This window comes from Streptomyces sp. NPDC047017 (assembly GCF_040644175.1).
In the GTDB taxonomy this organism is placed as follows: Bacteria; Actinomycetota; Actinomycetes; order Streptomycetales; family Streptomycetaceae; genus Streptomyces.
This window is the reverse complement of record NZ_JBEYVW010000001.1, coordinates 244,166-270,049: the sequence shown is the minus strand read 5'-3', so window position 1 is coordinate 270,049 and position 25,884 is coordinate 244,166. Positions and strand designations below refer to the sequence as shown.

20 protein-coding genes are annotated in these 25,884 nt (G+C 72.9%); 13 read left to right on the top strand and 7 right to left on the bottom strand.

The window, feature by feature from the left end:
• Positions 1 to 33: 33 nt before the first annotated feature.
• Positions 34 to 1,413, top strand: a complete 1,380-nt coding sequence (locus ABZ858_RS01405) for a serine/threonine-protein kinase (RefSeq protein WP_361370852.1) — start codon at positions 34 to 36, stop codon at positions 1,411 to 1,413.
• A 126-nt stretch (positions 1,414 to 1,539) separates the two neighbouring features.
• Here the strand turns inward: ABZ858_RS01405 and glnA are convergent, their stop codons facing one another.
• Positions 1,540 to 2,901, bottom strand: a complete 1,362-nt coding sequence (glnA, locus tag ABZ858_RS01400; protein ID WP_361370849.1) for a type I glutamate--ammonia ligase — start codon at positions 2,899 to 2,901, stop codon at positions 1,540 to 1,542.
• 260 nt (positions 2,902 to 3,161) lie between these two features.
• Between glnA and ABZ858_RS01395 the strand changes: the two genes are divergently transcribed.
• Entirely contained in the window at positions 3,162 to 4,379 is a 1,218-nt protein-coding gene (locus ABZ858_RS01395; protein ID WP_361370846.1) for a globin domain-containing protein, read from the top strand.
• Positions 4,380 to 4,422: 43 nt separating this feature from the next.
• On the opposite strand, the gene ABZ858_RS01390 is transcribed toward ABZ858_RS01395, so the two are convergent.
• Positions 4,423 to 4,872 (bottom strand): Rrf2 family transcriptional regulator, encoded by a 450-nt coding sequence (locus ABZ858_RS01390; RefSeq protein WP_361370843.1) that lies wholly within the window; start codon positions 4,870 to 4,872, stop codon positions 4,423 to 4,425.
• A 681-nt stretch (positions 4,873 to 5,553) separates the two neighbouring features.
• Here ABZ858_RS01390 and ABZ858_RS01385 point away from each other — a divergent pair.
• Together ABZ858_RS01385 and ABZ858_RS01380 are read left to right on the top strand one after the other, a co-directional pair.
• A complete protein-coding gene (locus ABZ858_RS01385) occupies positions 5,554 to 7,494 on the top strand; it encodes a S53 family peptidase (RefSeq protein ID WP_361370841.1) in 1,941 nt (646 codons plus the stop codon).
• 167 nt (positions 7,495 to 7,661) lie between these two features.
• Positions 7,662 to 9,416: an NAD+ synthase gene (locus ABZ858_RS01380; protein WP_361370838.1), complete on the top strand. Its 1,755-nt coding sequence runs from the start codon at positions 7,662 to 7,664 to the stop codon at positions 9,414 to 9,416.
• 110 nt (positions 9,417 to 9,526) lie between these two features.
• On the opposite strand, the gene panB is transcribed toward ABZ858_RS01380, so the two are convergent.
• Positions 9,527 to 10,393, bottom strand: coding sequence for a 3-methyl-2-oxobutanoate hydroxymethyltransferase (gene panB, locus ABZ858_RS01375; protein ID WP_361370835.1), 867 nt, complete (start codon positions 10,391 to 10,393; stop codon positions 9,527 to 9,529).
• 257 nt (positions 10,394 to 10,650) lie between these two features.
• Between panB and ABZ858_RS01370 the strand changes: the two genes are divergently transcribed.
• The 6 genes from ABZ858_RS01370 (at position 10,651) to ABZ858_RS01345 (ending at position 17,910) form a co-directional block, all read left to right on the top strand.
• The gene (locus ABZ858_RS01370) at positions 10,651 to 12,249 is read left to right on the top strand and encodes an MFS transporter (protein ID WP_361370832.1); all 1,599 of its coding nucleotides are present in this window, start codon (positions 10,651 to 10,653) and stop codon (positions 12,247 to 12,249) included.
• A 157-nt stretch (positions 12,250 to 12,406) separates the two neighbouring features.
• Complete coding sequence (locus ABZ858_RS01365; protein ID WP_361370829.1) at positions 12,407 to 13,033, top strand: TetR/AcrR family transcriptional regulator; 627 nt, start codon at positions 12,407 to 12,409, stop codon at positions 13,031 to 13,033.
• A gap of 222 nt (positions 13,034 to 13,255) precedes the next feature.
• A complete protein-coding gene (locus ABZ858_RS01360) occupies positions 13,256 to 14,314 on the top strand; it encodes an endonuclease/exonuclease/phosphatase family protein (protein ID WP_361370826.1) in 1,059 nt (352 codons plus the stop codon).
• Between the two features lie 90 nt (positions 14,315 to 14,404).
• A complete protein-coding gene (locus tag ABZ858_RS01355; RefSeq protein ID WP_361370823.1) occupies positions 14,405 to 15,628 on the top strand; it encodes an MFS transporter in 1,224 nt (407 codons plus the stop codon).
• Between the two features lie 441 nt (positions 15,629 to 16,069).
• Entirely contained in the window at positions 16,070 to 17,095 is a 1,026-nt protein-coding gene (locus tag ABZ858_RS01350) for an ATP-binding cassette domain-containing protein (RefSeq protein ID WP_361370820.1), read from the top strand.
• A complete protein-coding gene (locus ABZ858_RS01345; protein ID WP_361370817.1) occupies positions 17,092 to 17,910 on the top strand; it encodes an ABC transporter permease in 819 nt (272 codons plus the stop codon). Before ABZ858_RS01350 ends, ABZ858_RS01345 begins: the two co-directional genes overlap by 4 nt.
• Positions 17,911 to 17,933: 23 nt before the next feature.
• Here ABZ858_RS01345 and ABZ858_RS01340 read toward each other — a convergent pair whose 3' ends face one another.
• Positions 17,934 to 21,383, bottom strand: a complete 3,450-nt coding sequence (locus ABZ858_RS01340; RefSeq protein ID WP_361371914.1) for a BTAD domain-containing putative transcriptional regulator — start codon at positions 21,381 to 21,383, stop codon at positions 17,934 to 17,936.
• A 224-nt stretch (positions 21,384 to 21,607) separates the two neighbouring features.
• Between ABZ858_RS01340 and ABZ858_RS01335 the strand changes: the two genes are divergently transcribed.
• Positions 21,608 to 22,408 carry a site-2 protease family protein gene (locus tag ABZ858_RS01335; RefSeq protein WP_361370814.1) on the top strand — a complete coding sequence of 267 codons (801 nt, stop codon included), beginning with the start codon at positions 21,608 to 21,610 and terminating at the stop codon, positions 22,406 to 22,408.
• On the opposite strand, the gene ABZ858_RS01330 is transcribed toward ABZ858_RS01335, so the two are convergent.
• Entirely contained in the window at positions 22,398 to 22,658 is a 261-nt protein-coding gene (locus ABZ858_RS01330; RefSeq protein WP_361370811.1) for a hypothetical protein, read from the bottom strand. The two genes, ABZ858_RS01335 and ABZ858_RS01330, sit on opposite strands and share 11 nt — an antisense overlap.
• A gap of 60 nt (positions 22,659 to 22,718) precedes the next feature.
• Positions 22,719 to 23,423, bottom strand: coding sequence for an NADPH-dependent F420 reductase (npdG, locus tag ABZ858_RS01325; protein WP_361370808.1), 705 nt, complete (start codon positions 23,421 to 23,423; stop codon positions 22,719 to 22,721).
• 140 nt (positions 23,424 to 23,563) lie between these two features.
• On the opposite strand from npdG, the gene ABZ858_RS01320 reads away from it, so the two are divergent.
• Positions 23,564 to 24,163, top strand: a complete 600-nt coding sequence (locus ABZ858_RS01320) for a hypothetical protein (RefSeq protein WP_361370804.1) — start codon at positions 23,564 to 23,566, stop codon at positions 24,161 to 24,163.
• 68 nt (positions 24,164 to 24,231) lie between these two features.
• A complete protein-coding gene (locus ABZ858_RS01315; RefSeq protein WP_361370801.1) occupies positions 24,232 to 25,557 on the top strand; it encodes an MFS transporter in 1,326 nt (441 codons plus the stop codon).
• A 45-nt stretch (positions 25,558 to 25,602) separates the two neighbouring features.
• On the opposite strand, the gene ABZ858_RS01310 is transcribed toward ABZ858_RS01315, so the two are convergent.
• Positions 25,603 to 25,833: a hypothetical protein gene (locus tag ABZ858_RS01310; RefSeq protein ID WP_361370798.1), complete on the bottom strand. Its 231-nt coding sequence runs from the start codon at positions 25,831 to 25,833 to the stop codon at positions 25,603 to 25,605.
• Positions 25,834 to 25,884 lie beyond the last annotated feature (51 nt).

The window sequence follows — 25,884 nt, the reverse complement described above, 5'->3', positions numbered from 1 at the left end:
AACAGCTTCATGTCTCGTCGAGAGGAATAACGAGTGAGCGGTTACGAAGAGGTCCTGAAGGTCGCACGCGGCCGCAAGTCGGATTACCTGCGCGTGCGCGACGAAAAGCCGATGCGTGGCGGCCAGGCCGACGTGTTCAAGGCCGTGCACAAGCCGACCGGTGTCGTGGTGGCCCTGAAACAATTACGTGCACCGGGTAGGCATCAAATCGAGCGAATGGCACGAGAGATCGAGGTAGGTCGACTGCTCGACGGCCACCCCCACGTCATGCCCATCCTGGACGCGGATCCCGGCAACAGGTGGTTCGTGATGCCCTACGCCGAGCTGACCGCGGAGGGTTTGACCCCTGACGAGCGGAGCGAAGACGCTCTGTATCCCTTGGTACGAGCCGTGTGCTCGGCACTCGCCGAAGCGCACGCGCGAGGTTGGGTCCATCGTGACCTCAAACCCTCCAACATCCTGCTGCTCAACGGAGTGTGGGTCATTGCCGACTGGGGAATCGCCCGTGGGCCACGGGGGCATACTCCGGCCCATCAGCTCACCCGTATGGGCGTGTCCATCGGCTCCGAAGGATTCGCTCCTCCGGAGCTGTCCGTTGATGCGCACAGCGCCGGCCCACAGGCTGATTTATACAGCCTTGGTCAGTTCATCGGCTGGTGGTTCACGGGGAGGAACCCACGGGCCAACCGCGCGCTCCTTCCCGACTGGGGCCCATGGCGGGCCATCGTACGCGGTGCGACTCGGGAGGATCCTGGCAAACGTCCGCCGTCCGTCGAGGCGTTCCTCGCGTTGATCGCACGGGAGGTCAGTGCCTTTGCCACATCCGACCACAAGATTCTGCTGTCGCTGCGGCGAGATGTGGACCACGGCTCGCCTGACGCCGTCGAAAAGCTCGTCTCACTGGCTGATACCCATATCGACGATGCCGACTTCTACTGTGACTTCCTCGTACACGTCGATCAGGAAAAGCTTCTTCCCGCACTTCTCGCGGATCCCTCGCGGGCCACGGGGATCATGCGTGCCATGGCCTCCCTGACGTGCAACCGAAGGCCGCAGACGATGTCTGTGGTCGAGACCACCGTACTCTGGTTGTTCACGACTGCTCAGGCGGCGGCCGAGGTTGGTCAGCTACCACTGTTCGAGGAGTGCCTGGACGGCATGTTCCATCTGGACGCGCAGTGGAATGCCTCCCTCGCCCAGCAGCGAATCCTTTCTTGGCTCTCCACTGTCTCCGGAGACGTAGCGAGTTCCACCGCGGACATACTCAAGAATCACCCGGGGTCTGCGATCCACTTCGCCGGCTTGACCGAAAACGTTCGTGCTGATCGCCGCGTTGCCTCCGTAGTACACGACGTGATTGCGGCAAGCTCACTCGGCGGGTTCTCCACGCACGCTGCGCACTGCAACGGGTGACGCCCGTTGGCTGCATTCACCACTGCAATACCCGAAAAAGTCGTCGTGCACTGCTGTCGGAGCCGGTGGGGGGACGGTCGCGGACCGTCCCCCCACCGGTTCGGCGTTGAGTCGCCCCTGCCTGCTCTACAGCACCGGCAAATGCTTCCGCAGCTCAAAAGCCGTGACCTCGCTCCGGTACTCCTCCCACTCCTGCTTCTTGTTGCGCAGGAAGAAGTCGAAGACGTGTTCGCCCAGGGTTTCGGCGACGAGGTCGCTGTTCTCCATGAGGGTGAGGGCCTCGCCGAGGTTTTGCGGGAGGGGTTCGATGCCCATGGCTCGGCGTTCCGCGTTGGAGAGGGCCCAGACGTCGTCCTCGGCGCCCGGGGGGAGTTCGTAGCCCTCCTCGATGCCCTTGAGGCCCGCCGCCAGGAGGACCGCGTAGGTCAGGTACGGGTTCGCGCCGGAGTCGATGGAGCGGACCTCGACGCGGGCCGAGCCGGTCTTGCCGGGCTTGTACATGGGGACGCGGACCAGGGCGCTGCGGTTGTTGTGGCCCCAGCAGATGTAGGAGGGGGCCTCGCCGCCGGCGCCCGCCGTGCGCTCCGAGCCACCCCAGATGCGCTTGTAGGAGTTGACCCACTGGTTGGTGACCGCGCTGATCTCGGCCGCGTGGCGGAGCAGGCCCGCGATGAAGGAGCGGCCGACCTTGGAGAGCTGGTACTCCGCGCCGGACTCGTAGAACGCGTTCCGGTCGCCCTCGAAGAGGGACAGGTGCGAGTGCATGCCGGAGCCGGGGAACTCCGAGAACGGCTTCGGCATGAAGGTCGCCTGGAGGCCCTGCTCCAGCGCCACCTGCTTCATGACCAGGCGGAACGTCATGATGTTGTCCGCGGTGGAGAGCGCGTCGGCGTAGCGCAGGTCGATCTCCTGCTGGCCGGGCGCCCCCTCGTGGTGGGAGAACTCCACCGAGATGCCCATCGACTCCAGCATGGTGATCGCCTGGCGGCGGAAGTCCATGCCGATGGCCTGGGGGGTGTGGTCGAAGTAGCCGGAGTTGTCGGCGGGGGTGGGGCGGGAGCCGTCCAGCGGGCGGTTCTTCAGCAGGAAGAACTCGATCTCCGGGTGGGTGTAGAAGGTGAAGCCCAGGTCGGAGGTGCGGGCCAGGGCCCGCTTGAGGACGTAGCGCGGGTCGGCGAAGGACGGTGAGCCGTCCGGCATCAGGATGTCGCAGAACATCCGGGCCGTGCCGGGGGCCTCCGCGCGCCAGGGCAGGATCTGGAAGGTGGACGGGTCGGGCTTGGCGATCATGTCGGACTCGTAGACCCGCGCGAAGCCCTCGATGGCGGAGCCGTCGAAGCCGATCCCCTCGTCGAACGCCTGTTCAAGCTCGGCGGGGGCCACGGCCACGGACTTCAGGAAGCCCAGCACGTCCGTGAACCACAGGCGTACGAACCGGATGTCGCGCTCTTCCAAGGTCCGGAGCACGAACTCCTGCTGCTTGTCCATCTTCCGCTTCCCCATCCTTGCTGGTCAGGCCGCCTGTGTCCGTATGTCGTCCCGGGAGGCGGTCGGGCACCCGAGCATCACACCACATCCCCGTTTCGCGCGCGTTGCGGACCTTGATCGCGCCGCTCCGCCGTCGACCGCCCTGACGCCCATCTTGCCCTCTTCGGTGCTTCCTGGGCCCCCGGTTTAATTTGCATCTCAGATGCAAGTTTTAATGGCCTCTGGAACAGTCGAGCGACCGAGTCACCGAGGAGTCCACCATGCTGTCCGAGCAGTCAGCAGCCACCGTCCGCGCCACCCTGCCCGCCGTCGGCGCGGCCATCGGCGAGATCACCGAGCGTTTCTACGCCCGCCTGTTCGACGCCCACCCGGACCTCCTGCGCGATCTCTTCAACCGCGGCAACCAGGCCTCCGGCGCGCAGAAGCAGGCCCTCGCCGGGTCCATCGCCGCCTTCGCCACCCAGCTGGTGGCCCACCCCGGCCGGCGCCCCGACCTCATGCTGGAGCGCGTCGCCCACAAGCACGCCTCGCTGGGCGTCCTGCCGGAGCAGTACCCGGTCGTCCACGAACACCTGTTCGCGGCCATCGCGGAGGTGCTGGGCGACGCGGTCACCCCCGAGGTCGCCGCCGCCTGGACCGAGGTCTACTGGCTGATGGCCAACGCCCTCATGGCCATCGAGAAGCGGCTGTACGCGCGGAGCGGGCAGACCGGCTGGCGCACCTGGACGGTGGTCGAGCGGATCGAGGAGACCGCCGACGTGGCCACCTTCCGGCTGCGCCCCGCCGACGGCGGTCCCGTCCCCGGTCACCGCGCCGGCCAGTACGTCTCGGTCGGCGTCACCCTCCCCGACGGCGCCCGGCAGATCCGCCAGTACAGCCTGACCGCCGCGCCCGGCTCGGCCGTACGGCAGTTCGCCGTCAAGCGGGTGGACGGCGACGCCACCGCCCCCGGCGGCGAGGTCTCCGGTCACCTGCACGCGCACGTGCGGGTGGGTGACGTGCTCCAGCTCTCCGCCCCCTACGGCGATCTCGTCCTGGAGGACCTGACGGGCCTGACGGGCCTGACGGACACCGGCGTGCCGCTGCTGCTCGCCTCCGCCGGTATCGGCGTCACCCCGATGGTCGCCCTGCTGGAGCAGCTCGTCCGCGACGGCCACCGCGCCCCGGTGACCGTGGTGCACGCCGACCGCTCCCCCGCCGCGCACGCCCTGCGCTCCGACCAGGAGGCGTACACGGCCGAGCTGGCCGACGCCGAGACCGTCTTCTTCTACGAGCGGGACGCCGAGGGCGCCGGGCGGCCCGGCCTGGTGGATCTCACCGGCCTCGCGATACCGGCCGGCACGCGCGCCTACCTGTGCGGTCCGCTGCCCTTCATGCGGGCGGTGCGCGCGCAGCTCCTCGCCCGGGGCGTGGCCCCGGCCGACATCCACTACGAGGTGTTCGGGCCGGACCTGTGGCTGGCCAAGGACGCCGGCTGACGCCCGCCGGCTTGCCCGCCGGCCGCCGGAAGCGGCCTGCCGCTCAGGCGCCCGGGGTCTGCCGGGCGCTGGGCAGGCCCAGCAGCAGCGGTCCCGTGGGCGCGGCGACCATGTCGGCGACGGTGAGCGGGTCGAGGGCGGCGTAGAACGCCTCCTGGGCTCGCCGCAGGGCGCCGCGCAGCCGGCAGCCGGCGTTCAGCGGGCAGGGGGTGGCGCCCTCGCAGTCGACGACGTCGCCCTCGCCCTCCAGGGCCCGGACGAGCGCGCCGACCGAGGCGCCCCGGCCCGCCCCGGTGAGGGCCAGGCCGCCGCCCCGGCCGCGGCGGGCGGCGAGCAGGCCGCGGTGCTGGAGTTCGGCGACGACCTTCGCGGCGTGCGTGTACGGCACGTTCATGTCCGCCGCGACCTCCCGGGTCGTCGGGCTGGACTCGCCCGCGACCGCGAGCCGCATCAGAACGCGCAGCGCCATGTCCGTGGAGCGCAACAACCGCATGCGGCCAGCGTAGAAAATACGCATCCACCGTTCAACTTATCGCCGCTCCCCGGTCCCGCCCGCGCCTCCCCCGGCCCCGCGCACGCGGCGACCGGGCAGGCGCCACCGCGGCGGCCGTGGTCGTCGCGCGGTGGGCGTGGCCGTCGCGGCGGGCGTGGTCGTCGCGGCGGGCGTGGTCGCCGGGGGTGGGTGCGGTGCCGGTCGGGTCCCGCTCGGGCGACGGCGCCGCCGCCACTCCCCCGGCGGTACCGGCCACTCCCGCCGCTGACTCCGGGGGCCGCCGCGGACTCCGCAGACACCGCAGACACCGCAGACACCGCAGACACCGGCGGACTCCGCGGACACCGCAGACTTCGCGGACACCGGCTCCGCCCGCGACATGGCGGTCCGTCACCAGGCACGGGGCACGGGCACGGGGCGCGGAGCGCGGCGCCCGGTTCCTGACACCCGGCCACCGGTATCCGGGGAACGAAGAGCGCAATTCCCCTGCAAAGCACCGCACCTGACGGTTCCTTGGGTTTCTCTTGGCCTGCCCATTCCCCTGGCATGCACGGTTCATCAGGAAGAGTGGCACTCGATCGTGTGATCCATTCACGGGCCACACCGCCGCGGCCATTTCGCGGGTCATACGAGAACCAACCACTCATTGCGTCGTATGCGATCCGCATCGCAGGGGGTTCTATGAGATCCAACCGCGCCACCGTGCGCACCGGTGTGAGCCTGGCAGCGACACTGCCGATGGTCGCCGGTGCGCTGGTGCTCGGCATACCCGCGGCCCACGCCGCGGGCCACCCGGGCCGGGACGCCCTCACGGGCACCAAGCCCGCGTGGGCGACGGCCAAGGCGGACAAGGGCGCCACCGCGAACAGCGCCCCGGTCAACGCCCGGGTGTACCTGGCCGGCCGCGACGCCGCCGGTCTCGCCGCGTACGCCAAGGCGGTCGCCGACCCGTCGTCGCCGTCCTACGGCAAGTACCTGAGCGCCGAGCAGGCACAGGCGCGTTACGGCGCGACCGGCGCCCAGGTGAGCGCCGTGTCGTCGTGGCTGAAGTCGGCGGGCCTGAAGGTCACCTCCGTCACCCCGCACTACATCGCGGTCTCCGGTGACGTCGCGGCGGCCGAGAAGGCGTTCGGCACCCAGCTGCACAACTTCGCCAAGGGCGCCGGCACCTACCGCGCGCCGGCCCAGGCCGCCTCGGTGCCCGAGGGCCTCAAGGGCGCGGTGCTGACCGTCACCGGCCTGGACAACGCTCCGCACAAGGCGGACCACAAGGACCAGCTGCCGCCGCCGGACGCGGTGTTCAGGAACTCCGGGCCGTTCTCGTCGTACTACGGCTCGAACATCGCCACGACGCTGCCGTCCGCCTACGGCCAGAAGATCCCGTACGCCGTCAAGGGCTACACGGGCAAGCAGCTGCGTGCGGCCTACGGCGCCGGCAAGTACACCGGCAAGGGTGTGCGGATCGCCATCACCGACGCCTACGCCTCGCCGACCATCGCCTTCGACGCGGCCTCGTACGCGAAGAAGAACGGTGACGGGGGCTGGAAGACCGGCCAGCTGCACCAGTCGCTGCCGGCCCAGTACACCCGCACCACCGAGTGCAAGGCGGCCGGCTGGTACGGCGAGGAGACCCTCGACGTCGAGGCCGTGCACGCGGTCGCGCCGGACGCGGACGTCACCTACGTGGGCGCCGCCTCCTGCTACGACGACGACCTGCTCGACTCGCTCAGCCGAGTGGTCGACAACCACCTGGCCGACATCGTCTCCAACTCCTGGGGCGACGTCGAGGCCAGCCAGACGCCGGACCTGGCCGCCGCCTACGACCAGGTGTTCCAGTTCGGCGCGGTGGAGGGCATCGGCTTCTACTTCTCCTCCGGTGACAACGGCGACGAGGTCGCCAACACCGGTACGAAGCAGGTCGACACCCCGGCCAACTCGGCGTGGGTGACCGCGGTCGGCGGTACCTCGCTGGCGGTCGGCAAGAACGACAAGTACCTGTGGGAGACCGGCTGGGGCACCGACAAGGCGACCCTGTCCGCCGACGGCAAGAGCTGGACCGGCTTCCCCGGCGCCTACACCTCGGGCGCGGGCGGCGGCACCAGCAAGAACGTGCCGCAGCCGTACTACCAGAAGGGCGTCGTGCCCAGCGCGCTGGCCACGGCCAACAGCGCGGCCGGCAACCGCGTCGTCCCGGACATCTCGGCGATCGCCGACCCGAACACCGGCTTCCTGGTCGGCCAGACGCAGACCTTCCCGGACGGGTCGCAGCAGTACGCCGAGTACCGCATCGGCGGCACCTCGCTGGCCGCTCCGGTGATCGCGGCCGTCCAGGCCCTCGCCCAGCAGGCCGGTGGCGGCCAGGCGATCGGCTTCGCCAACCCGTCCATCTACGCGAAGTACGGCTCGAAGCTGTACCACGACGTGGTGGACCAGCCGACCGGCAAGGAACTCGCGGTCGCCCGGGTGGACTTCGTCAACGGCATCGACGCCTCCGGCGGCCTGGCCTACTCCGTGCGCAGTCTCGGCAAGGACAGTTCCCTGAAGGCCGTCAAGGGCTACGACGACGTCACCGGCGTGGGCTCGCCCGCGAAGGGCTACGTCGACTCCTACCGTCGCCACTGACCCGCGCTCCCCTCACGCTCCACCGTCGTGCGCCCGTCCCTCCTCCCCGAGGGGCGGGCGCACCCGCGTGCGCGGCCCGCACGGCGCCGCACACCGCGCCCCCCCTCCCCTCGCATCGCGCCGCCCCGCCCCCCCATTGCGTCGCTCTGACGATTACACTGGGGCGCGTGCCTCGACTACGTCTCGCCCTGAACCAGATCGACTCGCGCGTCGGCGACCTCGCCGCGAACGCCGAGGCGGTCGTCCGCCGGACCCGGCACTGCGCCGAGCGCGGAGCGCACCTCGTGGCGTTCCCCGAGATGATGCTGACCGGGTATCCCGTGGAGGACCTCGCGCTGCGGTCGTCCTTCGTGGAGGCGTCCCGCGCCGCGCTGCGCGGCCTCGCCGCCCGGCTCGCCGCCGAGGGCCTCGGGCACCTGCCGGTCGTCGTCGGCCACCTCGACCGCTGCGAGAGCGCCCAGCCGAAGTACGGCATGCCGGCCGGCGCCCCGCGCAACGCGGCCGCGGTGCTGCACGGCGGCGAGGTGGTGCTGGCCTTCGCCAAGCACCACCTGCCGAACTACGGCGTCTTCGACGAGTTCCGCTACTTCGTGCCCGGCGACACCATGCCGGTGCTGCGGGTACACGGCGTGGACGTGGCCCTCGCCATCTGCGAGGACCTGTGGCAGGACGGCGGGCGGGTGCCGGCCGCCCGCACCGCGCGCGCGGGACTGCTGCTGTCCGTCAACGCCTCCCCCTACGAGCGGGAGAAGGACGACACCCGCCTCGATCTGGTCCGCAAGCGGGCCGAGGAGGCCGGCTGCACCACCGCCTACCTGGCCATGACCGGCGGGCAGGACGAACTGGTCTTCGACGGCGACTCGATCGTGGTCGGCGCGGACGGCACGGTGCTCGCGCGGGCGCCGCAGTTCACCGAGGAGTGCCTGGTGCTCGACCTGGAGCTGCCGGCCGCCGCGGCCGACGCGCCCGAAGGGGTGGTGGACGACGGGCTGCGCATCGAGCGCGTGGTGCTGTCCGAGGAGCCGCCGCCGGCCGGTGAGCCGCTGCCGCCCCGTGAGCGGGCCGAGCCCCTGGACGACGACGAGGAGGTCTACTCGGCGCTGGTCACGGGCCTGCGCGCGTACGTCCGCAAGAACGGCTTCCGGTCGGTGCTGATCGGCCTGTCCGGCGGGATCGACTCCGCGCTGGTCGCGGCGATCGCCTGCGACGCGGTGGGCGCGGAGCAGGTGTACGGCGTCTCGATGCCCTCGAAGTACTCCTCCGGGCACTCCAGGGACGACGCGGCGGAGCTGGCCCGGCGCACCGGCCTGAACTTCCGTACCGTGTCGATCGCGCCCATGTTCGACGCGTACATGGAGTCGCTGGGCCTGACCGGGCTCGCGGAGGAGAACCTCCAGTCCCGGCTGCGCGGCACGCTGCTGATGGCCCTCTCCAACCAGGAGGGGCACCTCGTGCTCGCCCCGGGCAACAAGTCGGAGCTGGCGGTGGGTTACTCGACGCTGTACGGCGACTCGGTGGGCGCGTACGGGCCGATCAAGGACCTCTACAAGACGTGGGTGTTCCGGCTGGCCCGCTGGCGCAACCGGGCCGCGGCCGGGCGGGGCCAGGTGCCGCCGATCCCGGAGAACTCCCTCAGCAAGCCGCCGAGCGCGGAGCTGCGCCCGGGGCAGGTCGACACGGACTCGCTGCCGGACTACCCGGTCCTCGACGGCATCCTCGACCTGTACGTGGACCACGACAAGGGCGCCGACGAGATCGTCGCGGCCGGCTACGAACCGGAGCTGGTGGCGCGCACACTGCGGATGGTCGACACGGCCGAGTACAAGCGCCGCCAGTACCCGCCGGGCACCAAGATCTCCGCCAAGGGCTTCGGCAAGGACCGCCGGCTGCCGATCACCAACGGCTGGCGCGAGCGGGCGTAGCCCGGGTCCCGCCCGGAGCGGGAACGAGAGCGAGCGCAGCCCCGCCGACGGGGGAGGATCGGCGGGGCTGCTCCCGTGTTACCGCGGTGGTCCGGTGGGCCGGGCGGGCGTCAGTGGACGGAGTGCTCCTCCAGCGGGAACGTCCCGCCGACGACGTCCTCGGCGAACGCCCTGGCCGCGTCGCCCATGACGGCGCGCAGGTCGGCGTACTTCTTCACGAACTTCGGGACGCGTCCCGGGGTCAGGCCGAGCATGTCGGTCCACACCAGGACCTGCGCGTCGGTGTCCGGTCCCGCGCCGATGCCGACGGTCGGGATCTGCAGGGACCGGGTGGCCTCGGCCGCCAGCTCGGCGGGGACCAGCTCCATGACGACGGCGAAGGCGCCCGCGTCCTGCACGGACTTCGCGTCCCGCAGCAATTGCTGGGCCGCCTCCTCGCCGCGGCCCTGGACGCGGTAGCCCATGGCGTTGACGGACTGCGGGGTCAGGCCGATGTGGGCCATGACCGGGATGCCGGCCTCCACCAGGAGGCGGATCTGCTCGTGCGAGCGCTCGCCGCCCTCCAGCTTGACCGCGCCGACGCCCGCCTCCTTCACCAGCCGGGTGGCCGAGCGCAGCGCCTGCACCGGGCCCTCCTGGTAGCTGCCGAAGGGGAGGTCGGCGACGATCAGGGCGCGCTGCGTGCCGCGTACGACGGCGGCGGACAGCACGGTCATCTCGTCGAGGGTGACGGGCACCGTGGTCTCGTACCCGAGGTGGCAGTTGCCCGCGGAGTCGCCGACCAGCATCACGGGGATGCCGGCCTCGTCGAAGACGGAGGCGGTCATGGCGTCGTAGGCGGTGAGCATGGGCCACCGCTCGCCGCGTTCCTTGGCGAGGGCGATGTCGCGGACGGTGATGCGGCGCGTGCCCTTGCCCCCGTACAGCGCCTTGCTGCCGTCGGAGGGCGTGTTCCGGGCAGCCGAAAGCTGCGTCATTGCAACGGCTCCTTCAGTCATCTCGAGGCGCCCTGACGGCGTCCCCGGACTCCCCTCCATGGTGGCACCTCGCGCGCGGGGCGGCCAGAGGGGGCCTTTGTGCGGCACGTCTCGGTGCGGTTCGGTGAGGTTCGGTGCCGCCGGGTCCCGGTCGCTCCCCTCGATCGGCTGCCGTCCACAGGTCCGAACGTAAGGTATGAGTAAATCATTTCCGATACGAGACGGTCTCGTATCGCAAGTACCCTAGGCTCGTCGGCATGACTACTCCTGCCGACCGGGCCGCCCCGGGGCACCACGTTCCGGAGGCGGTGCACCGCCGCCGCTGGGCGATCCTCGGCGTCCTGATGCTGAGCCTGCTGATAGTGGTGCTCGACAACTCGATCCTGAACGTCGCCATCAAGACCATCTCCACCCCGGCCCCCACCGGCCTGGGCGCCACGCAGAGCGAGCTGGAGTGGGCGATCAACGCCTACACGCTCGTCTTCGCCGGCCTGCTCTTCACCGCCGGCCTCATCGGTGACCGGGTGGGCCGCAAGAAGGTGCTGCTCGGCGGTCTCGTCGTGTTCGGCGTCGGCTCCGCGCTGGCCGCCGAGTCCGGCTCCCCGGGCCAGCTGATCGCCTTCCGCGCGCTGATGGCCCTGGGTGCCGCCTTCGTCATGCCGGCCACCCTCGCCGTCCTCATGAACGTCTTCGAGCGCGAGGAGCAGCCCAAGGCCATCGGCATCTGGGCCGGCGGGGTCGGCCTGGCCATCGCCATCGGCCCGATCACCGGCGGTCTGCTCCTGGACCACTTCTGGTGGGGCTCGGTCTTCCTGATCAACGTGCCGATCGTGATCGTCGCGCTCGCGCTGATGGTGTGGCTGGTGCCCGACTCCCGCGACCCGCGCCCGGGCCGCCTCGACCCGATCGGCGTCGTGCTGTCCGTGGTCGGCCTGGTGCTGCTCGTCTACGGCATCATCAAGGGCGGCGAACTGGCCGACTTCACCAACGGGACCGTGCTGGCCACCATCATCGCCGGTGTCGTGGTCCTCGCCGCCTTCATCGTCTTCGAGAAGCGCAGCAACCACCCGTCGCTGGACGTGACGTACTTCAAGAACAAGGTCTTCTCGGCCGCCATGGCCGCCATCGCGCTGGTCTTCTTCGCGCTGATGGGCGTGACGTTCTTCGCGGTGTTCTACACCCAGAGCGTGCGCGGCTACTCCCCGCTGGAGTCCGGCCTGCTGATGATCCCGCTGGCCGCCGCGCAGATGATCTTCGCGCCGCGGGCCCGGCTGGTCGTCGACCGCTTCGGCTACAAGGTCACCACCACGGCCGGCCTGGTGGTGCTGGCCGGCATGCTGGCCGCCTTCGCCGGGTTCGAGACCGGCACGCCGATCTGGGTGCTGGAGGTCGTCTTCTTCCTCATGGGCACCGGCATGGCGCACATCATGACGCCGACCAGCGTGGTCATCATGCAGGCCCTGCCCCGGGAGAAGGCCGGCTCGGCCTCCGCGCTGAGCAACACCTTCCGCCAGGTCGGCGGCGCGCTCGGCATCGCCGTGCTCGGCTCGGTCCTGTCCACGGCCTACCGCAACAGCATCGAGGGCCACCTCGGGCCGGTCCCGGCCGGCCTGCGCGACACCGCGGGCGAGTCCATCGAGGCCACCCTCGGCATCGCCCAGAAGCTCGGCCCGGCCGGGCACTTCCTGGTGGACCCGGCCAACGCCGCCTTCCTGCACGCCATGCACGTCACCGCTCTGTGCGGCACCGTGGTCGCGCTGGCCGGCGCGGTGGTCACCGCCGTCTTCCTGCCGGGCCGGCCGCCGGCCCGCACCGAGGGCGAGGAGGAGCCGGAGCTGGTGGCCGCGATGGAGTAGCGGCCGCGGGGAGCACCCGGCGGAGCAGTCGGAGAAGCACGGGGCGGAGCAGTCAACGGGGGGACGGCCGGCCGGCGGCGGGGGACCACCGCCGGCCGCGGCCACCGGAGGACAATATTCCGGTACGACCTTCCGGTACGACGAGAGGACGTCTCAAGTGAGCCTTGCCGACAGCCCCACCGCCCCCGGGGCCCCCGCGCGCGGGCGCCCCCGGAGCGAGGCGGCCGAGCGCGCCATCATCGAGGGCGTGATGAAGCTGCTGGAGGACGGCGTACCGCTCGCCGAACTCTCCATCGAGCGCATCGCCCGCACCGCGGGCGTCGGCAAGGCCACCATCTACCGCCGCTGGAGCGGCAAGGAGGAACTCTTCGTCGACGTCCTGCGGGCCGCCGAGCCGCCCGAACCGGAACTGCCCGGCACCTGCCTGCGCGACGATCTGGTGGCCCTGCTGGAACAACTGCGCCAGCGCGGGCTGATGAGCCGCTCCTCCGCGATCCTGCACAACGTGTACGCGCAGATGAAGTCCAGCCCGAGGATCTGGTGCGCGTACCACGCCACCGTGGTGGAGCCGCGGCGCCGGCTCCAGATGGAGGTCCTGCGCCGGGGGCAGCAGCGCGGTGAGCTGCGCGCGGACCTCGATGTGGACGTGCTCAACGACCTCTTCGTCGGCCCCATGCTGGTGCGCACGATCATGCGCCCCGACGCCGATCTGCCCGAGGGCCTGTCGGAGCAGATCGTGGACATGGTGCTCGCGGGGCTGCGGCCCGCCGGTCCGGCGGCGTGAGGTGCGCGAGTTCGGCGGCGTGATGGGGCGCGAGGTCGGCGGCGTCATGTGCGCGTTTCGTCACAGATCCTGCTGAGGGCGCCGTGACCGGAACTGCGCACCGCGACTTGTTCGTCCTCGTGCCCGTACGGCCGTCGTGGACGGCGGGAACGGAACCGATCATCCCCTAGGGTCGTAGACCACGGGGGGATCGGTGTGCACGGCGGGCAGTGAGGCAACGGTATGGCGCAGCAGGCGTACTTGACGGAGACGGACGACGGCGGCTCGGGACCCGAGCGTCCGGGAGACCGGCTCCGGCGCCTGGCACAGCGCCTGTTCGGCGGCTGGCGCGGCGACCCGAGGATCTGGCGCCGGGGCATCGTGCCGGCGGTCCTCGCGGTGCTGCTCGCGCTGGTGATGCTGGTGCACTCGCACATCCCCAACCGGATCGGCAACCTCGGCAGCCTCACCGAGACGTTCCTGCCCTGGCTCGGGCTGCTGGTGCCGGTGCTGCTGGTCGCCGCGCTGGTGCGCAGGTCGGCGACCGCGCTGATCGCGCTGGTGCTGCCGGTGACGGTGTGGCTGAACCTGTTCGGCGGGCTGCTCACCGACAAGGCCGGCGGCCAGGGCGATCTGACGGTGGCCACGCACAACGTCAACGCGGACAACCCGGACCCGACCGGCACCGCCCGCGCGCTGACCGCCTCCGGCGCGGACCTGCTCGCGCTGGAGGAGGTGAAGGCGTCGGCGGTCCCGGTGTACAAGGACGCGCTGGCACCGGCGTACAAGTACCACGCGGTGGAGGGCACCGTCGGGCTGTGGAGCAAGTACCCGCTGAGCGGGGTGCGGCCGGTGGACATCAGGCTGGGCTGGACGCGGGCGCTGCGGGCCACGGTGGCCACGCCCGAGGGGCCCCTCGCGGTGTACGTCGCCCACATGCCCTCCGTGCGGGTGAAGGTGAACGCCGGGTTCACCGCGCAGCAGCGGGACCAGAGCGCGGACGCGCTCGGCACGGCGATCGCGCACGAGCCGCTGCCCCGGGTGGTGCTCCTCGGGGACCTGAACGGCACCATGAACGACCGCTCGCTCAACGCCGTCACCGCGCAGATGCGCTCCACGCAGGGCGCGGCGGGCAGCGGTTTCGGGTTCAGCTGGCCGGCGTCGTTCCCGATGGCGCGGATCGACCAGATCATGGTCAGGGGTGTGGAGCCGGTAAGCTCCTGGACGCTGCCGCGCACCGGCAGCGATCACCTTCCGGTCGCGGCGCGTGTGAAGGTCACCACATCGGCAACCGGCTCGTAACCTGCCGGAATACCGGGCCTGAGAGACTTTGTTTCGTAGCTGAACATAGCAAGCAGTTCACTGTACGGAACCCACCTCGAAAGGTCCCTCATGCCCCTGGCCCTGCTCGCCCTCGCCGTGGGCGCCTTCGGCATCGGCACCACCGAGTTCGTGATGATGGGGCTGCTGCCCGACGTCGCGGACGACCTGCACATCTCGATCCCCGCCGCCGGGCATCTGGTCTCGGCGTACGCGCTCGGCGTGGTCATCGGCGCCCCGCTGCTGGCCGCGCTCACCGCGAAACTGTCCCGCCGCACCGTCCTGATCGGCCTGATGGCCCTGTTCGTCGTCGGCAACGCGCTCTCCGCGCTCGCCCCCGGCAACGGCTCCCTGCTGGCCGCCCGGTTCCTGAGCGGGCTGCCGCACGGCGCCTTCTTCGGGGTGGGCGCGGTCGTCGCCACCGGCATGGTGCCGCCCGAGCGCAAGGCCCGCTCGGTGTCCCTGATGTTCCTCGGGCTGACCGTCGCCAACATCGCCGGTGTCCCGGTCGCCACCCTCATGGGCCAGCACCTGGGGTGGCGGGCGACCTTCCTCGGGGTGAGCGCGATCGGGGTGGCGGCGATCGCCGCGCTCGCGCTGCTGATCCCCCGCGACCACGCGCACGCCGCCCCGGCCTCCGGGCTGCGCGGCGAGCTGGCCGCGCTGCGCTCGCTGCCGGTCTGGCTGGCGCTGGCGACCACCGTGGCGGGCTTCGGCGCGCTGTTCGCCGCCTACAGCTACGTCACCCCGATGCTCACCGGCTCCGCCGGGTACGCCGAGTCCAGCGTGACGCTGCTGCTCGCCCTGTTCGGCGTCGGCGCGACCGCCGGGAACCTGCTCGGCGGCCGGCTCGCCGACCACTCGATGCGCGGCGCCCTGTTCGGCGGGCTGGCCTCCCTCGCGGTGGTCCTCGGGCTCTTCCCGGTGCTGATGCGGGCCGAGTGGAGCGCCGCGCTGGGGGTGGCCCTGCTCGGCATGGCCGCCTTCGTCACCGGCTCGCCGCTCCAGCTCATGGTCATGGAGAAGGCGTCCGCCGCCCCGTCCCTGGCGTCCTCCGCCAACCAGGCCGCCTTCAACCTCGCCAACGCCGGCGGCGCCTGGATCGGCGGCCTCGCCCTCGCCGCCGGCCTCGGCCTCACCTCCCCGGCCCTGGCCGGCGCCGCCCTGGCCGTCCTCGGCCTCGCCGTGGCCGGCGCGGCCCATCTGGTCGACCAGCGCCGCACGCCCCCTGCGGCGACGGGCCGCATCGTGGCGAGCCACGTCCTGCCGGAGGACACGGGGGCACTGCGACGCTGAGTCGCCGTCGCCGTCGCCGTCGCCGGGACGCGCCTACCGGGCCTGTCGGTGGGGGCGGCGGCACGGGGCCGGCTGTGCCTCCCCGGCGCCGACTGGTTCCGTGCGGGCCGCCGCCGTGGGCCCGGCGGAGGCCGGCAGGGCCCACGGTTCGCCGCCGCCGGGCGGCCCCACCGGAGGGCGGCCCCACCGGAGGGCGGCCCCACCGGGGGGCGAGCCCCGTCCTCCCCGAGGACACGGAGGCCCTGCGACGCTGAGCCGCCCTCGCCGCGGGGCGCGCCGACGGGACCTCGCCAGCAGAGGACGGCAGCGCCAGGCTCGGCCCCCTCCCCTGCGCCGGCCGGCCCTCGCTCCGGCGGACCTCACCGGCGTGTCGGTGAGGTGTCGGGCGCCGCGTCGGCGGGATGTCGGTGGTTTGTCGGTGCGGGGTGAGAACTTCTCGGCATGACGCGAATCGACAAGAACCCCGGCGGCGCCGGCCACGCCGTGACGGTACGGGGGCTGGTCAAGCACTACGGCGAGACCAAGGCCCTGGACGGTGTGGACCTGGACGTGCGCGAGGGCACCGTGATGGGTGTGCTCGGGCCGAACGGGGCCGGGAAGACCACCCTCGTCCGCATCCTGTCCACCCTGATCACCCCCGACGCCGGGCAGGCCACGGTGGCCGGCTACGACGTCGTACGCCAGCCCCGGCAGCTGCGCCGGGTGATCGGGCTCACCGGCCAGTACGCCTCCGTCGACGAGAAGCTGCCCGGCTGGGAGAACCTCTACCTGATCGGGCGGCTGCTCGACCTGTCCCGCAAGGACGCCCGCGCCCGCGCCGACGAGCTGCTGGAGCGCTTCTCGCTCACCGAGGCCGCCCGGCGCCCGGCGAGCACGTACTCGGGCGGCATGCGGCGGCGGCTGGACCTGGCCGCCTCGATGATCGGCCGGCCCGCCGTCCTCTACCTGGACGAGCCGACCACCGGCCTGGACCCGCGCACCCGCAACGAGGTCTGGGACGAGGTCAAGGCGATGGTCGGGGACGGGGTCACCGTCCTGCTGACCACCCAGTACATGGAGGAGGCCGAGCAGCTCGCCACCGAGCTGACCGTGGTCGACCGCGGCAAGGTCATCGCGAACGGCGGCATCGAGGACCTGAAGGCCAGGGTCGGCGGCCGCACCCTGCGCGTGAAGCCGGCCGACGCGGGCGAGCTGCGCCCGCTCGCCGGGATGCTCGACGAACTGGGCATCACCGGACTGGCCTCCACCACCGTCGACGCCGAGGCCGGTTCCCTGCTGGTGCCGATCCTCTCCGACGAGCAGCTGACCGCCGTGGTCGGCGCGGTCACCGCGCGGGGCATCACGATCAGCTCCATCACCACCGAACTGCCCAGCCTGGACGAGGTGTTCCTGTCCCTCACCGGCCACCGCGCCAGTGCCCCGCAGGACCCCGCCCCCGCCGACGCCCGCGAAGAGGTCGCCGTATGAGTGCCGTCACCACCGCCCCCGCCCTCCAGGGCGACGCCCGGATCCCGCTGCGCGGGCACCTGCGGCACACCGGCGCCCTGATCCGCCGCAACCTGCTGTGGATCCGCCAGGACCCGGAGTCGATGTTCGACGCGATCCTCTTCCCGGTGATCTTCACCCTGCTGTTCGTGTACGTCTTCGGCGGCTCGATCGGCCAGTCGCTGGGCGGCGGCCAGCAGCAGTACGTGCAGTACGTCGTCCCCGGCCTGATGGCCATGATGGGCATGAACATGGCCCAGGGCGTGGGCACCGGCTTCAACCAGGACTTCAACACCGGTGTCATGGACCGTTTCCGGTCCCTGCCGATCGGCCGCGGCTCCGTGCTGTTCGCCAAGATCTCGGTGGAACTGCTGCGCATGCTGTTCGCGACCACGGTCCTGATGATCGTGGGCGTGCTGGTCGGCTTCGACATCACCCACTGGCCCGGCCTGTTCGCCGCGGTGGGCCTGTCCACCGTGTTCGGCTCGGCGCTGATGTGGGTGTTCATCACGCTCGGCGTGACGATGAAGAGCGCCCAGTCGGTGCAGGCCATGGGCTTCCTGGTGCTGATGCCGCTGCAGTTCGGCTCGTCCATCTTCGCGCCGACCGCCTCGATGCCGGGCTGGCTGCGCTCCTTCACCCACTACAACCCGCTCTCCGCGCTCGCGGACGCGGCCCGCGGCCTCATGGTCGGCGGCCCGGTCGCGCACGGCCTGTGGGTGACGCTGGCCTGGTCGGTCGGGCTCACCGCGGTGATGGCCCCGGTCGCCATCCACAAGTTCCGCACCAAGAGCTGACCATACGGCGGCTGCGGTCCGCGTCAGACCAGGGCGGTGGCCTCCGCGCGAGAGAGGCCGCCGCCCTCGTCGTACGCGGCCCGGTACTCCCGCTCGCCGAGCGCGGCCCGGGTCCGCTGCTCGGCCTGCTCGCGGACATGGCGTTCGGGGGCCGAGGGGTTGTGGCCGGGCGGCAGCAGGGCGTCGGAGGCGCCCAGGCAGCGGGCGGCGTCCCGGGCCCTGGCGCCGCCGTCCACCCCGGCCAGGGCCAGGGCGCCGACGGCCAGGTAGTGCGAGCGCATGTAGGGGGAGATGGCCTCGGCCAGCGGGTCCCCGGCCCGGGCCAGCGCCTGGCGCGCATGGACCAGGGCCTCCTCGTCATGGCCCTCCGCCACGTCCAGCCAGGCCTCCAGGCCCAGGATGAAGCCGTCGAAGACGACGAAGTAGGACAGGGCGAAGTCCTCGCGCAGCCGCCGCACCAGCTCGCGCGCCTCGGGCGCCCGGCCGGTGATGGCGAGCCAGCTGGCCAGGAACAGCCGGGCGGCCGGCATCGCCTCGTGGTGGCCGGCGGCGATGGGCTGGTCCAGCACCCCGCGCAGGATCCGCTCGCCGCGCTCGGCCTCGCTCGTCTCCAGCAGGGCGCTGCCGAACCGGGCGGTCAGCATCGCCGCCTGGGCGGGGGCGCCGATGCGTTCGGCGTGCTCCACGGCCGCCTCGTAGTCGGCGGCGGCCTCAAGGTGGTGGCCGGCCCGCTCGCGGGCCTCGCCGCGCGCGGAGAGCGCCTCGGCGGTGCCCCACGCGTCCCCGAGGCGGCGGTAGATCTCCAGCGCCTCGTCGGCGTCGCGCTCCGCGTCGCCCGCCCAGTCGGCACGGTTGGCCAGGAGGTTCGCGCGCATCTGGAGCGCCCCGGCCAGTTCCCACTCGAAGCCGGGGGTGGTGCGGCAGGTCTGCACGGCGGCCTCGATGATCTCCCGCACCCGCTCCACCTCGCCGGTCATCAGCACCGCGAAGAACCACAGCATGCCCGGGGCCCGGCAGGTCTGGGGCATGCCGGGCTCGTACACGTCGGTGATGGCGCGCAGCTTGCGCTGCGCCTCCGGGGTCTCCCAGGCGTCCAGTTCCGTGTCCATGCAGGCCATGTGGGCCAGGTGCAGGCCGCGCCGGGCCTCGTGGAGGATCTCGCCGGTCATCGGGGGCGGGGCGTCCGTGCACCGCCGCCACACCGGGACGGCGGGGCGCAGCGGCTCGGCGAAGGGGTCGGGGCCGAGCGCCATGACCTCCTGGCACCAGTTGCGGGCCTCGATGCGCGCGTCCCGCATCTGCCAGTACCAGCTGAGCGAGAGGACCAGGCACAGGCCCTCCTGCTCGTCGCGGGCGGCGACGGCGTGCCGCAGCGCGGTGCGCAGGTTCTCGTACTCCAGTTCAAGCCGGGCGATGGCGGCCCGCTGGCCCGGCCCGCGCAGCAACGAGTCGGTGGTGCGGGCGAGTTCGCGGTAGTACGTCAGATGGGCCCGCTCGGCGCTGTTCCGGCCGCCGGACTGGGCCAGCCGTTCGGCGGCGTACTCGGCGACGGTCTCCAGGAGGTGGTAGCGCATCGCGCCGTCGGGGGCGTGGGCGGCCACCACCAGCGACTTGTCGACGAGCGAGCCGAGGGCGTCGAAGGCGGCCGGGCCGCAGACGGCCTCGGCGGCGGCGAGGTCGCAGCCGCCGGCGAAGACGGCCAGCCGGCTCAGCACCTCCCGCTCCTCCTCGTCCAGCAGGTCCCAGGACCAGTCGACGACGGCCCGCAGGGTCTGCTGGCGGGGCAGGACGGTGCGGCTGCCGGAGGTGAGCAGCCGGAAGCGGTCGTCGAGCCGGGCGGCGATCTGGGCCGGGGTGAGCATGCGCAATCGGGCGGCGGCGAGTTCGATGGCGAGCGGCAGGCCGTCCAGGCGCCGGCAGATCTCGGCGCAGGCCGCCGCGGTCTGCTCGTCGGCGTCGACGCGGAAGCCGGGCGAGGCGGCCGCCCCCCGGTCGGCGAGCAGCCGCAGCGCGACCGGTTCGGGCAGCGGCTCCACCGGGCGCAGCAACTCCCCCGGTACGCCGAGGGGTTCGCGGCTGGTGGCGAGGACGGTCAGGTGCGGGCAGCGGGCGAGCAGTTCCTCGGCGAGGCGGGCGGCGGCCTCCACGACGTGTTCGCAGTTGTCGAGGAGGAGCAGCATGCGGCGCCGGGCGCAGTGTTCGACCAGTCGCTCGACGGGGTCGTCGTGGCGGTCGGCGACGGCGGCCCGTATCTCCTCCGCGCCGGCCCCGTAGAGCACGGTCTCGCGGGCGCCCACGGCCGTCAGGACGGCCTCGGGCACCGACTCCGGGTCGTCCACGGGGGCCAGTTCGGCCAGCCACACCCCGTCGCGCAGCGCGGGCCGCAGGGCCTCGCCGGCCTCCTGCGACAGCCGGGTCTTGCCGGCCCCGCCGGGCCCGAGCAGGGTGACGAGACGGGCGGAGGCGAGGTCGGCGCGGATCGCCTCGATGTCGGCCTCACGGCCCACGAAGGAGGTGAGCCGGGCGCGCAGGTTGCTGGGGGGCGCGGGGGCGGGGGGCGCGGCGGTCCGGTCGGGCCGGGCGGGCCCGCCGGGGGGTGCGGCGGGGTCGCCGGGCGGCGCGGCCCGGGTGTCACCGCGGCTTCCGGTGACGCGGTCGCGGGCGCCCGCGGATCCGCTGCGGGCGCCGGGGGCACGGTCGCGATTGCCGGGGGCGCGGTGGCCGTCCGCGGCGGCGTCCGGCTCCCCCGCGGCCAGCAGTTCGCCGTGCAGGGCGCGCAGTTCCGGCCCCGGGTCGGAGCCGAGCCGGTCGGCCAGCAGGCGGCGTACGTCCTCGTAGGCGGCGAGCGCCTGGGCCGGGCGGCCCGCCTCGCGCAGCGCGCGCAGCCGCAGCGCCTGGAGGGGCTCGTCCAGGGGGTGGGTGTCGCACAGGGCGGTCAGCTCGGGCAGGACCCGCCCGGCGTGGCCGAGGGCGAGGGCGGCGGCGAGGCGGGCCCGGCGCGCGTCCAGGTGGCGGGTCTCCCAGCGGGCCGCCTCGGCGGTGCGGTCGGGCAGGTCGGCGAGGGCGGGGCCGTGCCACAGGGCGAGGGCGTCGTCGAGGACGGCGGCGGCCTTCGCCGGGTCGCCGTCGCCCAGCGCGGCCAGGCCCTCCCCGGCCAGCCGCTCGAACCGGTGCAGGTCGATGTCGTCGGCGGCGGCGGCCAGCCGGTACCCGCCGTCGTCGGAGGCGACCGCGCCCGCGCCGAGCGCCCGGCGCAGCCGCCCCACGAGCGCCTGCAGCGCGCCCGTGGCGTCGGCGGGCGGGTCGTCCTCCCACACCTCGTCGACCAGGACGGACACCGGGACCGTCCGTCCGGGCCGCAGGGCGAGCACGGTCAGCAGGGCACGCAGCCGCGCCCCGCCGACCGGGACGGCGGTGCCGTCGGGGCGGAGTGCCTGGGTGGTGCCGAGAATGCGGTAGCGCACGGGGTCCATTGTCACCGGGGACGCGGGGACACCGCTCGGGGGTTTCAGCGGCGCGTCCCGGCCCCGGGCGAAACGGGAGGAACCGGAGAAACGGGAGGTCAGGGCGGTGACCACCAGGAACCGCACCGGCGCGCGGGACGTTCCCCCGGTGTCACCGGTACGGTCGTCCCCTACCGTCCGAACACCGCCCGGGCATCCGCCCGGCCCGCAGCGACCCCAGGAGCGCCTTCCCGATGAGCACCGCCGCCACCCGTCACAGCGACCGGAGGATCTCCCCGGTCTTCGTCGGGATCCTGGCCGTCACCGCCGTCACGGGCTGGGCCACCTGGACCGGGTTCGCCGAGCAGCCGGGGGTGGCGGTGTTCCTGTTCGTGACGGCGGCGTGGGTCGTCTCGCTGTGCCTGCACGAGTACGCGCACGCGCGCACCGCCCTGCACAGCGGCGACATCACGGTCGGCGCGAAGGGCTACCTGACGCTGAACCCGCTGAAGTACACGCACGCCCTGCTGAGCATCGTGCTGCCGGTGATCTTCGTGATCATGGGCGGGATCGGGCTGCCCGGCGGCGCGGTGTTCATCGAGCGGGGCCGGATCAAGGGCCGCTGGCGGCACAGCCTGATCTCGGCCGCCGGGCCGCTGACGAACGTGCTCTTCGCGGTGGTGTGCACGGCCCCGTTCTGGCTCGGCGCGCTGGACGGCGTGCCCACCGACTTCCGCTTCGCCCTCGCCTTCCTGGCGCTGCTCCAGGTGACGGCCGCGATCCTGAACTTCCTGCCGGTCCCGGGCCTGGACGGCTACGGCGTGATCGAGCCCTGGCTGCCGTACGGCGTCAAGCGGCAGGTGGAGCCCTTCGCGCCGTTCGGCCTGCTGTTCGTCTTCGCGCTGCTGTGGCTGCCGTCGGTCAACAGCGTGTTCTTCGACGTGATCGACGCGCTCCTGGGCCACCTGGGGATCGGCGGCCTGGACCGGTACTGCGGTCAGGAGCTGTACCGGTTCTGGCAGGGCGGCGACGACTTCTGCCAGGTCATCCGGTGACCCGGCCGCCGCGCGCGGCCCGGCCGCGGCGCACGTAGTACCAGGCCATGTTGGACGAGAGCCCCGCCAGCAGGACCCACACGACGCCCAGCCAGCTGCCCTGGACGAAGGAGACGACGGCCGCGGCGACGGCGAGGACGCAGACGGCGAGGGCGTACAGGGCGAGGCGGGGCATGGCGGGTGGCTCCTGTCGGGGGCACTGCTCAGGGGGACACTGCTCGGGGACACTTCGCCGACCAGTGTCCCCCATCGGCTCACAGGACCGTGCTCACAGGACCGTGCTCACAGGTCCCTGCTCACAGAATCGCGCTCACAGGTCCGTGACGCGCAGCCCCGCGTGTGCCTTGTACCGGCGGTTGACGGAGATCAGGTTGGCGACCAGCGACTCCACCTGATGGGCGTTGCGCAGCCGCCCGGCGAACACGCCCCGCATCCCGGCGATGCGGCCGGCCAGCGCCTGGACGGTCTCCACGTCGGCGCGCTCCTCGCCGAGCACCATGACGTCGGTGTCGATCTCGTCGATCCCGGGGTCCTGGAGCAGCACGGCGGACAGATGGTGGAAGGCGGCGGTCACCCGCGAGTCCGGGAGCAGCGCGGCGGCCTGTTCGGCGGCGCTGCCCTCCTCGGGCTTGAGCGCGTAGGCGCCCTTCTTGTCGAAGCCGAGCGGGTTGACGCAGTCCACGACGAGCTTGCCGGCCAGTTCCGCGCGCAGCGAGGTGAGGGTCTCGCCGTGGCCCTCCCAGGGCACGGCGACGATCACGACGTCGCTGCGGCGGGCGGTCTCGGCGTTGTCGGCGCCCTCGACGCCGTGGCCGGTCTCCTCCGCCGCGGCCCGGGCGCGCTCGGCGGCCCGGGAGCCGATGATCACCTTCTGGCCGGCCCGGGCGAGCCGGTAGGCCAGGCCCTTGCCCTGCGGGCCGGTCCCGCCGAGCACGCCGACGACAAGCCCGGAGACGTCGGGCAGGTCCCAGGGGTCCTTGGCGGGGGCCTTGTGTGCACTGTCGCTAGAGGTCATGGCCCGACTCTACGTCCGCGCCCCGCGCCCCACCCGCCCAGGTGCGGCCGGTCCGGCGGGCGGGGCCGCTGTCGCCGGTGCGGGCGAATCCGGGCCGAACTCGGCTTCCCCGGCCGCCGTTTGGGGCAGGATGCGCCCGTATGGACGCCGTACGGGTCGCGTTGCTGCGCGAAGTGCTCGCCGGGACCGAGTGGTTGAGTGCCACCCGGCGGTTCGCGGGGGCGCTGCGCGGGTCCGTGGTGGCGCACGGGGGCGGGCTGCTGCTGGTGGGCACGCCGGCGTACGAGCCCTGGCACCTGGCGGCCCATCTGGTGGACGAGGCCGCCTGGTCGGGCACGCCGGAGCTGGCCCCCACCCTGGTACGGCACGACGCGCGCCCGGGCGGCCCGGCGCACCTCGCGGTCGGTCTCGGCCGCCTGGAGGCGGCGCGGCGCGGCGAGACGCTGCTCGTGGTGGCCCCCGAGGAGCCCGTACCGCTGCTGAGCCGGGTGAGCGAGGCGCGGCGGGCCGGGGCGACGGTGCTGGCGCTGGGGGCGGGCGGCGGCGAGCTGGCCGCGCTGGCGCACGAGACGCTGGCGGTGCCGCCGGGCGCCGAGCTGGACCTGGACACGGTGCAGCATCTGGTGAGCGCGGCGGCCGGCGAGAACCCGCTGCCGGGGCCGCGGCGACGGGGCCGGCTGCGGGACCGGCTGGCCCGGCTGGCGGAGTCACTGACGGCACCGCCGCCCCCGGGCTGGTAGCGGGCGGCGGGAAGCGGCCGGGAAATCGATTTGCCCGCGATGCCGTCCGCCGCAGAACATGACTCTTCGTGACCGACGACGCCGCCCCGCCCTCCCCCGACGCCGCTCCGCCCACCGGGCTGCGGGCCCTGCTGCCCGATCTGGCCCCGTGGCGGGCCTCGCGGGACTTCCGCCGGCTGTGGGTGTCGGGCCTGATCTCGAACTTCGGCAGCTTCCTCACGTTCGTGGCGCTGCCGGTGCAGATCAAGGACCTGACCGGCTCGGCCGCGGCGGTGGGCGCCATCGGTGCCGTGGAGCTGGTGCCGCTGATCGTGTTCGGGCTGTACGGGGGTGCGCTGGCCGACGCGCTGGACAAGCGGCGGCTGATCGTGTGGACCGAGGCCGGGCTGGCCGTGCTGAGCGCGGGGCTGCTGGTCAACGCGGGGCTGCCGCACCCGGCGGTGTGGCCGCTGTATGTGGTGGCGGCGCTGTCCTCGGCGCTGACCGCCGTGCAGCGGCCCGCGCTGGACGCGCTGTGGCCGCGGATCGTGGCCCACGACCACCTGCCGGCCGCGACCGCGCTGAACTCGCTGCGCTGGACGGTGGGCGGGGTGGCCGGCCCGGCGGTGGCCGGGGTGATCGTGGCGTACGCGGGGCTCGCCCCGGCCTACGCGGCCGACCTGGCCACCTTCGTGGTCTCCCTGGTGCTGGTGGCCAAGATCGCCGCCCAGCCCGCCGCCCGCGAGGCCGCGAAGCCCTCGCTGCGGGCGATCGCCGAGGGCGCCCGGTACGCGTGGGGCCGCAAGGAGCTGCTGGGCACGTACGCGGTCGACCTGGCCGCGATGTTCCTGGCGATGCCGCTGGCCGTGCTGCCGTTCCTCGCGGACGAGCTGCACGCCCGCTGGGCGCTGGGCCTGATGTACGCGGCGGTGCCGCTCGGCTCGCTGCTGGTGAGCGTGACCAGCGGCTGGACCTCGCGGGTGCACCGGCACGGGCGGACGGTGGTCCTCGCGGCGCTGCTGTGGGGCCTGGCGGTGGCGGCGGCCGGGGTGGTCGGGAACGTCTGGCTGGTGCTGCTGTTCCTGACCGTGGCCGGCGGCTGCGACATGGTCAGCGGCATCTTCCGCGGGGCCATGTGGAACCAGACCATCCCGGACGCGCTGCGCGGCCGGCTCGCCGGTATCGAACTGCTGTCGTACTCGGTGGGGCCGCAGCTGGGCCAGGTCCGCTCGGGCGGGTTCGCCGCCTGGTGGGGGGTGCGGGCCTCGGTGTGGTCGGGCGGGGTGCTGTGCGCGGGCGCGGTGGGGCTGCTGGCGCTGTGCCTGCCGGGCCTGATGACGTACGACGCCCGGACCAACGAGCACGCGGTGCGGCTGCGCGAGAAGCGCGCGACCGAGGTCCGCGCGGCGGCCTGAGCGGGTTCCGCGCGGCGAGCGCCCTGGCCGCCGCGCGGAGCCCGGTCACTCCTCGTCGGTGCCGCTCGCGGGCGTGTCGTGCCAGCGCGGGTCGGTCTCCCACTGGAGGTTGCGCTCGCGGGCGGTGTCCATCGCGTGCTGGGCCTCCTCGCGGGAGGCGTACGGACCGAACCGGTCCTTGGCGGGGCACTCGGGCCCCTCCTCGACCTTCTGGTGCTCCAGGCAGTAGAACCACTCGCCCGGCTTTCCCGCGGTCCGCTTCTTGAACAGCGCCATGACCAGCTCCTCTCGCCACCGACATGTTCCCCCATCGCCGCTGGATAGACT

What these genes read in the sequence shown, in the direction of transcription:
- ABZ858_RS01395 (WP_361370846.1), top strand. Translation starts at nt 3,162, where the DNA reads ATGCTGTCCGAGCAGTCAGCAGCCACCGTCCGCGCCACCCTGCCCGCC.
- ABZ858_RS01330 (WP_361370811.1), bottom strand. Translation starts at nt 22,658, where the DNA reads ATGGGGGACACTGGTCGGCGAAGTGTCCCCGAGCAGTGTCCCCCTGAG.
- panB (WP_361370835.1), bottom strand. Translation starts at nt 10,393, where the DNA reads ATGACGCAGCTTTCGGCTGCCCGGAACACGCCCTCCGACGGCAGCAAG.
- npdG (WP_361370808.1), bottom strand. Translation starts at nt 23,423, where the DNA reads ATGACCTCTAGCGACAGTGCACACAAGGCCCCCGCCAAGGACCCCTGG.
- ABZ858_RS01335 (WP_361370814.1), top strand. Translation starts at nt 21,608, where the DNA reads ATGAGCACCGCCGCCACCCGTCACAGCGACCGGAGGATCTCCCCGGTC.
- ABZ858_RS01355 (WP_361370823.1), top strand. Translation starts at nt 14,405, where the DNA reads ATGCCCCTGGCCCTGCTCGCCCTCGCCGTGGGCGCCTTCGGCATCGGC.
- ABZ858_RS01370 (WP_361370832.1), top strand. Translation starts at nt 10,651, where the DNA reads ATGACTACTCCTGCCGACCGGGCCGCCCCGGGGCACCACGTTCCGGAG.
- ABZ858_RS01345 (WP_361370817.1), top strand. Translation starts at nt 17,092, where the DNA reads ATGAGTGCCGTCACCACCGCCCCCGCCCTCCAGGGCGACGCCCGGATC.
- ABZ858_RS01390 (WP_361370843.1), bottom strand. Translation starts at nt 4,872, where the DNA reads ATGCGGTTGTTGCGCTCCACGGACATGGCGCTGCGCGTTCTGATGCGG.
- glnA (WP_361370849.1), bottom strand. Translation starts at nt 2,901, where the DNA reads ATGGACAAGCAGCAGGAGTTCGTGCTCCGGACCTTGGAAGAGCGCGAC.
- ABZ858_RS01340 (WP_361371914.1), bottom strand. Translation starts at nt 21,383, where the DNA reads ATGGACCCCGTGCGCTACCGCATTCTCGGCACCACCCAGGCACTCCGC.
- ABZ858_RS01320 (WP_361370804.1), top strand. Translation starts at nt 23,564, where the DNA reads ATGGACGCCGTACGGGTCGCGTTGCTGCGCGAAGTGCTCGCCGGGACC.
- ABZ858_RS01310 (WP_361370798.1), bottom strand. Translation starts at nt 25,833, where the DNA reads ATGGCGCTGTTCAAGAAGCGGACCGCGGGAAAGCCGGGCGAGTGGTTC.
- ABZ858_RS01360 (WP_361370826.1), top strand. Translation starts at nt 13,256, where the DNA reads ATGGCGCAGCAGGCGTACTTGACGGAGACGGACGACGGCGGCTCGGGA.
- ABZ858_RS01350 (WP_361370820.1), top strand. Translation starts at nt 16,070, where the DNA reads ATGACGCGAATCGACAAGAACCCCGGCGGCGCCGGCCACGCCGTGACG.
- ABZ858_RS01385 (WP_361370841.1), top strand. Translation starts at nt 5,554, where the DNA reads ATGAGATCCAACCGCGCCACCGTGCGCACCGGTGTGAGCCTGGCAGCG.